This is a genomic window from Trebonia sp., assembly GCF_030042015.1.
In the GTDB taxonomy this organism is placed as follows: domain Bacteria; phylum Actinomycetota; class Actinomycetes; order Streptosporangiales; family Streptosporangiaceae; genus Trebonia.
Window position 1 is genome coordinate 1 of the sequence record NZ_JASIAL010000250.1, and the last position, 8,075, is coordinate 8,075.

General features: G+C 69.0%; 7 protein-coding genes. 1 reads left to right on the forward strand and 6 read right to left on the reverse strand.

All coding sequences use genetic code 11. The features are described from left to right. The coding region (locus Q1N79_RS13375; protein ID WP_300608916.1) for a ferric reductase-like transmembrane domain-containing protein at positions 1–798 on the reverse strand (798 nt) is incomplete at its 3' end. A 232-nt stretch (positions 799–1,030) separates the two neighbouring features. Beyond that, positions 1,031–2,446 carry a hypothetical protein gene (locus Q1N79_RS13380; RefSeq protein ID WP_300608918.1) on the reverse strand — a complete coding sequence of 472 codons (1,416 nt, stop codon included), beginning with the start codon at positions 2,444–2,446 and terminating at the stop codon, positions 1,031–1,033. 7 nt (positions 2,447–2,453) lie between these two features. Here Q1N79_RS13380 and Q1N79_RS13385 point away from each other — a divergent pair, with 7 nt between their 5' ends. After that, positions 2,454–2,858, forward strand: a complete 405-nt coding sequence (locus Q1N79_RS13385; protein WP_300608920.1) for a hypothetical protein — start codon at positions 2,454–2,456, stop codon at positions 2,856–2,858. 230 nt (positions 2,859–3,088) lie between these two features. On the opposite strand, the gene fdxA is transcribed toward Q1N79_RS13385, so the two are convergent. From fdxA to Q1N79_RS13405, 4 genes are all read right to left on the reverse strand, one after another. Further along, a complete protein-coding gene (gene fdxA / locus Q1N79_RS13390; protein ID WP_300608922.1) occupies positions 3,089–3,406 on the reverse strand; it encodes a ferredoxin in 318 nt (105 codons plus the stop codon). Between the two features lie 596 nt (positions 3,407–4,002). Then, complete coding sequence (locus Q1N79_RS13395) at positions 4,003–4,671, reverse strand: pyridoxal 5'-phosphate synthase (protein ID WP_300608923.1); 669 nt, start codon at positions 4,669–4,671, stop codon at positions 4,003–4,005. A 253-nt stretch (positions 4,672–4,924) separates the two neighbouring features. Then, complete coding sequence (locus Q1N79_RS13400; RefSeq protein ID WP_300608925.1) at positions 4,925–6,604, reverse strand: cytochrome c biogenesis protein DipZ; 1,680 nt, start codon at positions 6,602–6,604, stop codon at positions 4,925–4,927. A gap of 56 nt (positions 6,605–6,660) precedes the next feature. Further along, positions 6,661–8,075: aldehyde dehydrogenase family protein (locus Q1N79_RS13405; RefSeq protein WP_367185067.1), on the reverse strand; the 1,415-nt coding region annotated here is incomplete at its 5' end.

Sequence of the window (8,075 nt, forward strand, 5' to 3'; positions counted from 1 at the left end):
GCTGGGGGTCTCCTTGAAGGAGTTGATTCCCTTGAAGATCTCCTCGTTGAGGATGAAGGTCATGGCGAAGACGAACAGCGCGAAGACCGGCAGGATGGTCACCCAGACCAGCCAGTTCCGGCCTTCCTTCTGACGAGCGGCGATCCAGCGCTTTACCGGCGGCAGCCTGAGCAGGAGCAGGAACACGCTGGCCGCTCCGTACTGGTAGAGGCGCTGGTGGAAGATGGGGTCACCGTCACCGGCGAATCCGGAACCATTGTTCCCCCGCTCGAACCCGAATCCCTCCAGCAGAGCCAGGTGGCAGAACAGCAGCCCCCAGATGACATAGATGAGCCGGTGCAGCATCTTCCAGTACTTGCCGAGCTTGCGCTGCGCCCACGGGTTGCCGGTGATCAGCAGCGGGATCACCAGCAACACCATCATGAAACCCATGAGCTCGAATGCGTGCCCGGCAACGACGCCGAAGAAGCCGAACGCGAAGGTATCAGTCAGGCCGGCGGCGATGGCATCGCCGATGGCGCAGCACGCCATCATGATCCCGTACCAGCGGCGCAGCCCGACGAACCAGCGCTGCCCGGTCAGCGTGACCAGCGGAGTGACGAGCAGGCACAAGAACAGGCACAGCTCGGCGCCGGTGCCCAGGGTGTCGTCGACCGAGACCGAGAAGGTGTTGTTGTTCAGCGTGACCAGCGCGGGCAGCATGAAGAACAGCGGGGCCACCGCGGGGATGCCGAGCAGGATGAGCGCGACCGCCTTCCGCTTGATCCGCGAGCCGCCGAACTTGAAAGTCACCTCCATCCACTCGTCCAGACGGCTCTTATCCGCCCGCTGCTGCGGCTGATGGTCATCCGCCGGCTTCGCCACCTCCCTGCGTGTGCCTATGGCATCGGCAGGGGATAGATCTGGCTCGTAGGTCGCTGGGCCGCCATATGGGGCCGGTTGGTAGTTATACGACGCGAACTCTCCGCCTGTCCTTCTTCCGACAGGGCTCCTGGCCATCGTGACTTCTCCTTCCTGTCCCCGCTGCTTGCTATTGACCCTTGTGTACGGTGACGACCGTGTGGTGCGGGCGCGGCTGTACCTTGACGTGGCTGGGCGTTGGCTTGGGTGCGTCCGGCTGGCCCGGGCCCTGATCTTCTTGAAGGCCGCCAGCCCCTGTCTCACCGACCCCGACCGCCCGGAAGACGAAGAAGTCGAATCCGTGCAGATGTATCTCCGTGACGCCCGCGACGACGGCCACCAGGAACAGGCCAGATGTCGCGATCACGGCGAAGCGAAAGGCGGAAGCCTGCCGACCCTGCCCGGACGCGGGCCTCTTGGCCGACCGTGCTCCGGGCTTCCCGGCTGGCTGTGCCGCGGGCCTCCCCGCTGGCCGTGCCACGGGTCTCTCTGCTGGCCGTGCCACGGGTCTCTCGATCGGCTTTTCCGCGGGCACCGGATCCGGCCCTGTCTTCGGTCGCGCGGACGGGCTTACCGCCGGGCCCACCGCCGGCCGCTCGGCCGGCGGTGTCCGTGGCAGAGCCGGGCTGGGGAGAGTGCTCGAGATGCGCGCGGCGAACTCATTGAGCTCGGTCTGCATCGACATGACCGCCGCGCGCACTTCGGCAGCTTCGATTTCAGCCGCCTCGCGCACCGCGGCAGCCTGCACAGCCGCCTGCTGCCTGATCTGGTCGGCTTCTAGCTCGGCAGCTTCCCGTATTTCCGTAGCTTCGTGGGCAACTTGCCGTGTGACCATCGCGGCCCGGAAGGAGGCCTGCTGCGTTATCGCGGCGGCCTCGTTGTCAGCAACCGACAAGATCCTGGCCGCCATGGAGAGCGAATCCCCGTTCCGTGGCTCCATGGCCCCCCGGCGGGGGGGATAACCCTGCAGGCCTTGCCCATCCCGTCTCGCTGGCGCCCTTTCCGCACTGCGGGCTCCCCTGCTGCCGGCCTGCTCCCATCCGGGCCTGGGGGCGTCGGCGACAATGACCTCCGGCCGCCTGCCGCTGGGGCGCGCTCCGGTGCCGTAAGGGCCGGTGCCGCGGCCGCCGTAGCCGCGGTCGTCGCTGCCGTTGCCGTTGCCGTAGGCGTAGCCGCTGCCGTTGCCGTAGGCGCTGCCGTTGCCGTTGCCGCGGCCGTTGCTGACGTAGCCGCTGGCGTAATCGCCACGGCCGTCATGGCCGTTGCCGTAGCCCGGGTCGTTCCCGTCGTAGGTGTTGCTGTAGCCGAGCTCGTTCCTCCCGTGGCCGTTCCCGTTGCTGTAGCCACGGCCATTGCCGCCATAGCCGTTGGTGTAGCCGTGATCGCTCCCGCCATAGCCGTTGCTGTAGCCGCCTCGGCCGGCGTCGCCGTAGGCACGGTCGTCCCCGCCGTAGCCGCTACCGCCGTAAGGCTGGGCGGACGGGTTCGCTGCACTGGTTGGTCGCGCGGGCCCGCGTTGCGGTCTGCCCGTTGCGCGGGGGGGCACGGCCGGCATGGGGCCGGACGGGTGGGCGGATCGCGCGGGCATGGCCGGCATGGGGCCGGACGGGTGGGCGGATCGCGCGGGCATGGCCGGCATGGGGCCGGACGGGTGGGCCGATCCCCCGGGCATGGCCGGCATCGGGCCGGACGGGTGGGCGGATCCGCCGGGCATGGCCGGCATGGGGCCGGACGGGTGGGCCGATCCCCCGGGCATGGCCGGCATCGGGCCGGACGGGTGGGCCGATCCGCCGGGCATGGCCGGCATGGGGCCGGACGGGTGGGCGGATCGCCCGGGCATGGCCGGGATGGGGCCGGATGGGTGGCCCGATCGCGCGGGCATGGCCGGCATCGGGCCGGACGGGTGGGCCGATCCCCCAGGTATTCCCTGCCGCGGCAGTGCGGTCTGGCCGGGGTAGTCCTGACGTGCCGGATCCCGCGGCCCCGGACGCCGGCCGGGGGGCCCGCCGCCCGGTCGCACGCGCGGGTCGGTGGCAGGGGGGGACTCGCGTCCGGCGGTCCTGGGGACGCTCGTTGTGTCCCGGGACTTCCGGCCCCTCTGCACCTCATACTCGAGAGGCTTCATCAGCCCACCTTCCTGTGCGCGGTCCCAGGGAACCGGTCAGCCTTGCGGCGAGAATCGGGTGTCCTATCGCTGGGGCGGCAGCGAGGCCACGAGCGGGTGATCCTTGCGGATCTTGCCGACCCGCGACGCGCCACCCGGTGAGCCGAGATCCGCGAAGAATTCGACGTTGACCGAGTAGAAGCGCCTCCACTGGGGGGGAACGTCAGCCTCGAAAGAGATCGCCTGGACTGGGCAGACCGGCTCGCACGCGCCGCAGTCCACGCACTCGTCCGGGTGAATGTAGAGCATGCGCTCGCCCTCGTAGATGCAGTCGACGGGGCACTCGTCGATGCAGGTCTTGTCGAGCAGGTCGACGCAGGGCAGCGCAATGACGTAGGTCATGTGGGAACTCTCTCTCTTGTCAGACTGGGCACGAACGAAAGGCCTGAAAGTAGAATTCGAGTAAAATTAAAAGGAAATGATATGGAGGGGTCAGGTCCAGGTCCCTGATCCTTGTGGACCACACCAGCCTCCAGCAACGGAACTAAGCAACTAATGAAGCATTTCTCCCGGTGGGAGAAGTTCCAGCCTGTTCCCTCGCTCAGCAGCAATATAGGCCACGTGGGTAACCGTCGGATAGGAACGGCTACCTGCTGGGGGACGGAAACCCCTTAGGGGGGATAAAATGCCAGGTCAGAGGCATCTGTCGCATTCCGTGTTCCGGCCGCGATCGATGGCAGTGCGTATCTCGGGGAGATCACAGCGTGAATAGCGGGGCTCATCAGCCCGCAGTGCGACTTAGCCGTGAGCACGCTCCTCGCCGACGGGCGCCGTATTCATCATGGGCCGCGCCGGCTTCGCCGCGACCTGTTTAAGGAGGCCGAGTTGCTGGTTCTGCGCCACGAGAACGCGGTGCCGGCAGCGGAAGGACGTCAAGAAGGAGCATGCCCTTGGACTGCTGGCCGACGCCACCGCGTCGACCTCCGGTGTCCCTGAGTTCAGGGCCAGAGCAAGTGGCGGGTCCACGCCCCTGCGCCGCGTTGGTACTGCAGGCGGATGTGGCGGCGCTGGTGATCGGCTTGCCAGAACTCGACGTCGTCGGCCGACAGGGCGTACAGGGTCCAGTCGGGGGCGATCAGCCCTGGGTTGACGGCGATTTCGGCCTGGGCGCGGCGGAGGGCTTCGTCGAGCTCGGCCAGGTCGTCCAGCGGTTCGGACTGGCGGCCGGTCAGCGCCTCGGCGCGGGAGGCCGGCGAGCGGGCCAGGAAGTCCGCAGCGCTGTCCTGGCTCGGCACGGGCGCGGCCGTGCCGCGGATGCGGATCTGGCGACCCTGCTGGGGCCAGTAGAACGACAGGGCGGCACGCGGGCTGGCCGCCAGTTCCCTTCCCTTCCTGCTGCCCGCGCTGGAAGCGAAGTACCAGCAGCCGGCCTCGTCGACGTCCCTGCAGAGCAGCACCCGGGATGAGACGCGGCCGGTGCTATCGGCGGTGGCCAGGGTCATGGCGTGCGGCCCAGGGACCTGGTCCCTGATAGCGTCCCTGAGCCACGTGAGGAACAGGGTGACCGGATCGCCTGGCGCCGACTGGGTGTCGAATGCCGGCAGCTCGGCCGGGAACACGGTCAGGGCACGGAGCACGTCTGAGATGCTCTCCGGCGCCCCACTCATCTGGTCATCTCCCTAGCCGGGCATCCTGCGGGAGTCCGGATCGCCGCGCGGCCGCTGGCCGCGGGTGTCTGCGCCCGCGCGACGGACGGCACAACCTTACAGCGGCGCTGGCCCGCCGCCAGGACATGCTCGCCGACTGCGCCTCATCGCCGATGCCTACGGTCTCACCCAGGAGCGCCTGGAAATCATCCCGCTGCCCGCCCGGCGCACCCAGGCCGGGCACGCATTCCCCGCCCAGCAGGCGGCCGGCCTTTCACCCGAAGGTGAACGAGTAGGCCGCAAGCCCTGGCGAGAGCCTGACAGTCACAGTGCCGTTTCGCGCGGACTTGCTGGCCGCGACGGTGTAGATGTCGGGGGCGCCGGAGACCCGGATCGCCTTGGTGGTGCCGTTGCCGGAGACGGTGAGGGTGCCGGTGCCTCCTACGTCGAGGTAGACATACGAGGCGTGGTAGGCAAGCGTGACCGCAGCGTCGCGGCCGGCGGTGATCGCCTCCTGCCCGACGGTCCAGGTGCCTGCGAGGGAGAACGAGTTAGCGGGGAGGGCGGCGGGCGGCGTGAACCGGTGCTGGCCGCTCGTGTAGGCGACGGCGCCGTCGTAGAACTGTTCGCGGTCCTCGCCGAGGTAGGTCTCGGGTGACTGCTCGGGGTCATCGGGGGTGAGGTCGGGGACGTTGGTCGGCGGCGGCAGGGTGAGCCCGGGCCGGGCGGCGGCGAGCAACTGGCGGATGAGCTGCTCCTCGTGGGTGTAGTCGCCTTCCCCGATGGAGACGTACCGGATCCGGCCGGTGGCGTCGATGAGGTACGTCGACGGCCAGGACTGATTGTCATACGCGTTCCATGTGTCGTAGGAGTTGTCGAGCGCGACCGGGAAGGTGAGGCCGAGCCGGCGGATGCCTGCCTCGACGTTGGAGGGCACATGTTCGAAGGCGTACTCAGGTGTCTGCACGCCGACGACCACGAGGCCGTCGCCCGCGTAGTCCTTCGCCCACGCCTCGACGTGCGGAAGCTCGCGCTGGCAGTTGATGCAGGAGTAGGCCCAGAAGTCGACTATGACCACCTTGCCCCGGAGCGAGGCTATGCTCAGCGGCTTGCCGCCGGGGGTGTTGAACCACTGCTGGATGCCCTCGAAGTTGGGCGCCGCGCCGCACTCCTCAAGACCGGAGCTGCCGTAGTAGGCGGCCTGCTGGCAGGTCAGCAGTGACACGCCGGCGTCCTTGGGTACGGCCGCGGCTCCCTTTTCCAGGGAGTTGCCGACGGCTTGGGTGTAGTTCGGGATGTCGCGCTGAACGATGTCGGAGAGGTTGAACGTCAGCGCGACCGCCAGGGCGATGACCACGACGCCGCTGACCGCCCGGAACGCACCCTGATGCCGCCGGAAAGCGCCCAGCCGCTGGGAAATGCCGCGGCCCGCCAGCGCGAAGGCGAGCAGCGGGATCGCGGTGCCGACGGCGAAGCCCAGCGTGAGGCCGATCGTGCGGAGCCCGATGTGACCGGTCGCGCCCGCCACGATGATGGCCGCTAGGACCGGTCCCGCGCACGGCACGAAGACCGCGCCGAGGGCAATACCGAGCAGGAAGCCGCTCCGCCCGGAGCCGAGGGCGCGCTGGGGGGACCGGTAGAACGGCCGCTCGATCAGGTGGCCGAGCGGTGGTATAAGCAGCCCGAGCCCGACCAGCACCAGCAGGGCGAGGCCCAGCCAGCGGATGGCATCTTCCGGCAGGTGCAGGCTGGCGAGAACAAGGCTGCCGAAGAGCGTGAAGACCGCGAAGCTCAGCGTCAGGCCGAGGACGACGAGATAGGGCCGCCGCCTCACTGACGCCGTGTCCGGCCCCGCGCTGCCGCCGCCGAGGAAGACGACGGGAAGGACTGGCAGGACACACGGGGACAGGCCCGTAATGATCCCGCCGACCAGGCCGATCAACACCAGCGTCACGCCGCGACCTCCTGTTGAGGACACACTCTAAACCGGGCTGGAGCGCCGGCGGGTTGCTACCGAGGATCGGGAGGCTCGCCCGTGCCTTTCCTGATGACCTGGGCCCGGGTCCGGAAGACGGTCTGGGGATCGGTGTAGGCGTAGATGCTCCACAGGCCCATCTCGGAGCCGAGCCCGCTCCACTTCATGCCCGTGAACGGAGCGTCATGGGTGAGCTGCATGTAGGTGTTGACCCATACCGTGCCGGCCTCGAGCTTCTCGGCGACCTCCGCCGCCCGCAGCGGGTCCGACGACCACACCGAGGCGCCGAGCCCGTAGTTGGTGGCATTGGCCCGGGCGATGGCCTCGGGGACAGTGCGGTAGGTGAGGACGGGCAGCGCCGGCCCGAACTGCTCCTCATCGACGATCCGGGTGCCCTCGGCCACGCCGGCGAGGATCGTCGGCTCGAAGAAGTAGCCGTCCCCCTCGATCGGGTGCCCGCCGGCGACCGCCACCGCGCCGTGCTCGATCGCCTCGGCCACAAGGCCCTTGACCCGCTCGAACTGAGGCTTGTTGTTGATCGGGCCGAGTTCGGTGCCCTCATCGAGGCCGTCGCCGACCTTCACCGAGCGTGCCTTGGCGGCCAGCGCCTCGACGACCTGCTGCTCCATCTCCTCGGGCACGAAGACCCGCTTGACGGCCATGCAGATCTGCCCCGAGTTGCGGAACGCCGACCAGAACAGCTTGTCGGCCACGTCGGCCGAGTCGGCGTCGTCGAGCACGATGGCCGCGTCGTTGCCGCCCAGCTCCAGTAGGACCCGCTTGAGGTCGGCCGCGGCCTCCACGTTCACCTTCTTCCCCGTGGCGATCGATCCGGTGAAGGAGATGCCGCGGGGGACCGGGTGCCCGGTCATCCACTGGCCGAGTTCGTTGCCGCCGGAGACGATGTTGAGCACCCCGGCGGGGACAAGCTCGCGCAGGACCTCGCCCATCCGCACCGTCACCACCGGGGTGAACGGCGACGGCTTGAGCACCACGGTGCAGCCTGCGCGGAAGGCCGGGGCGATCGTGTTGACGGCCATGCCGATCGGCACGTTCCACGGCTTGATGGCGGCGATGACCCCGATCGGGCGGCGGACGATCTCAACCAGGGCGTCCTGGTCGTCCTGCACGGTGATGCGGGGGATGTCCAGGTCAGCGTAGTACCGGAAGTCATGGGCGGATCTGATAACGCCGCCGACGCCGGCCGGCAGCGGCATGCCCTGCTCCAGGGTGGCCAGCCGGCCTAGCTCCTGAGCGTTGGCCTCCAGGGCGTCGGCGCAGGCGTACATGACCGCCCGCCGCTTGTCGTAGTCGCCCTTCCAGGCGCCGAACGCCCGCTGGGCAGCCTGCATGGCGGCGTCCAGCTGCTCGCGCGTGCAGTCGGGAACCTCGGCGAACACCCCGCCGGTGGCCGGGTTGATCACCTTCAGCGTCCCCGGGCTGGTTGCCG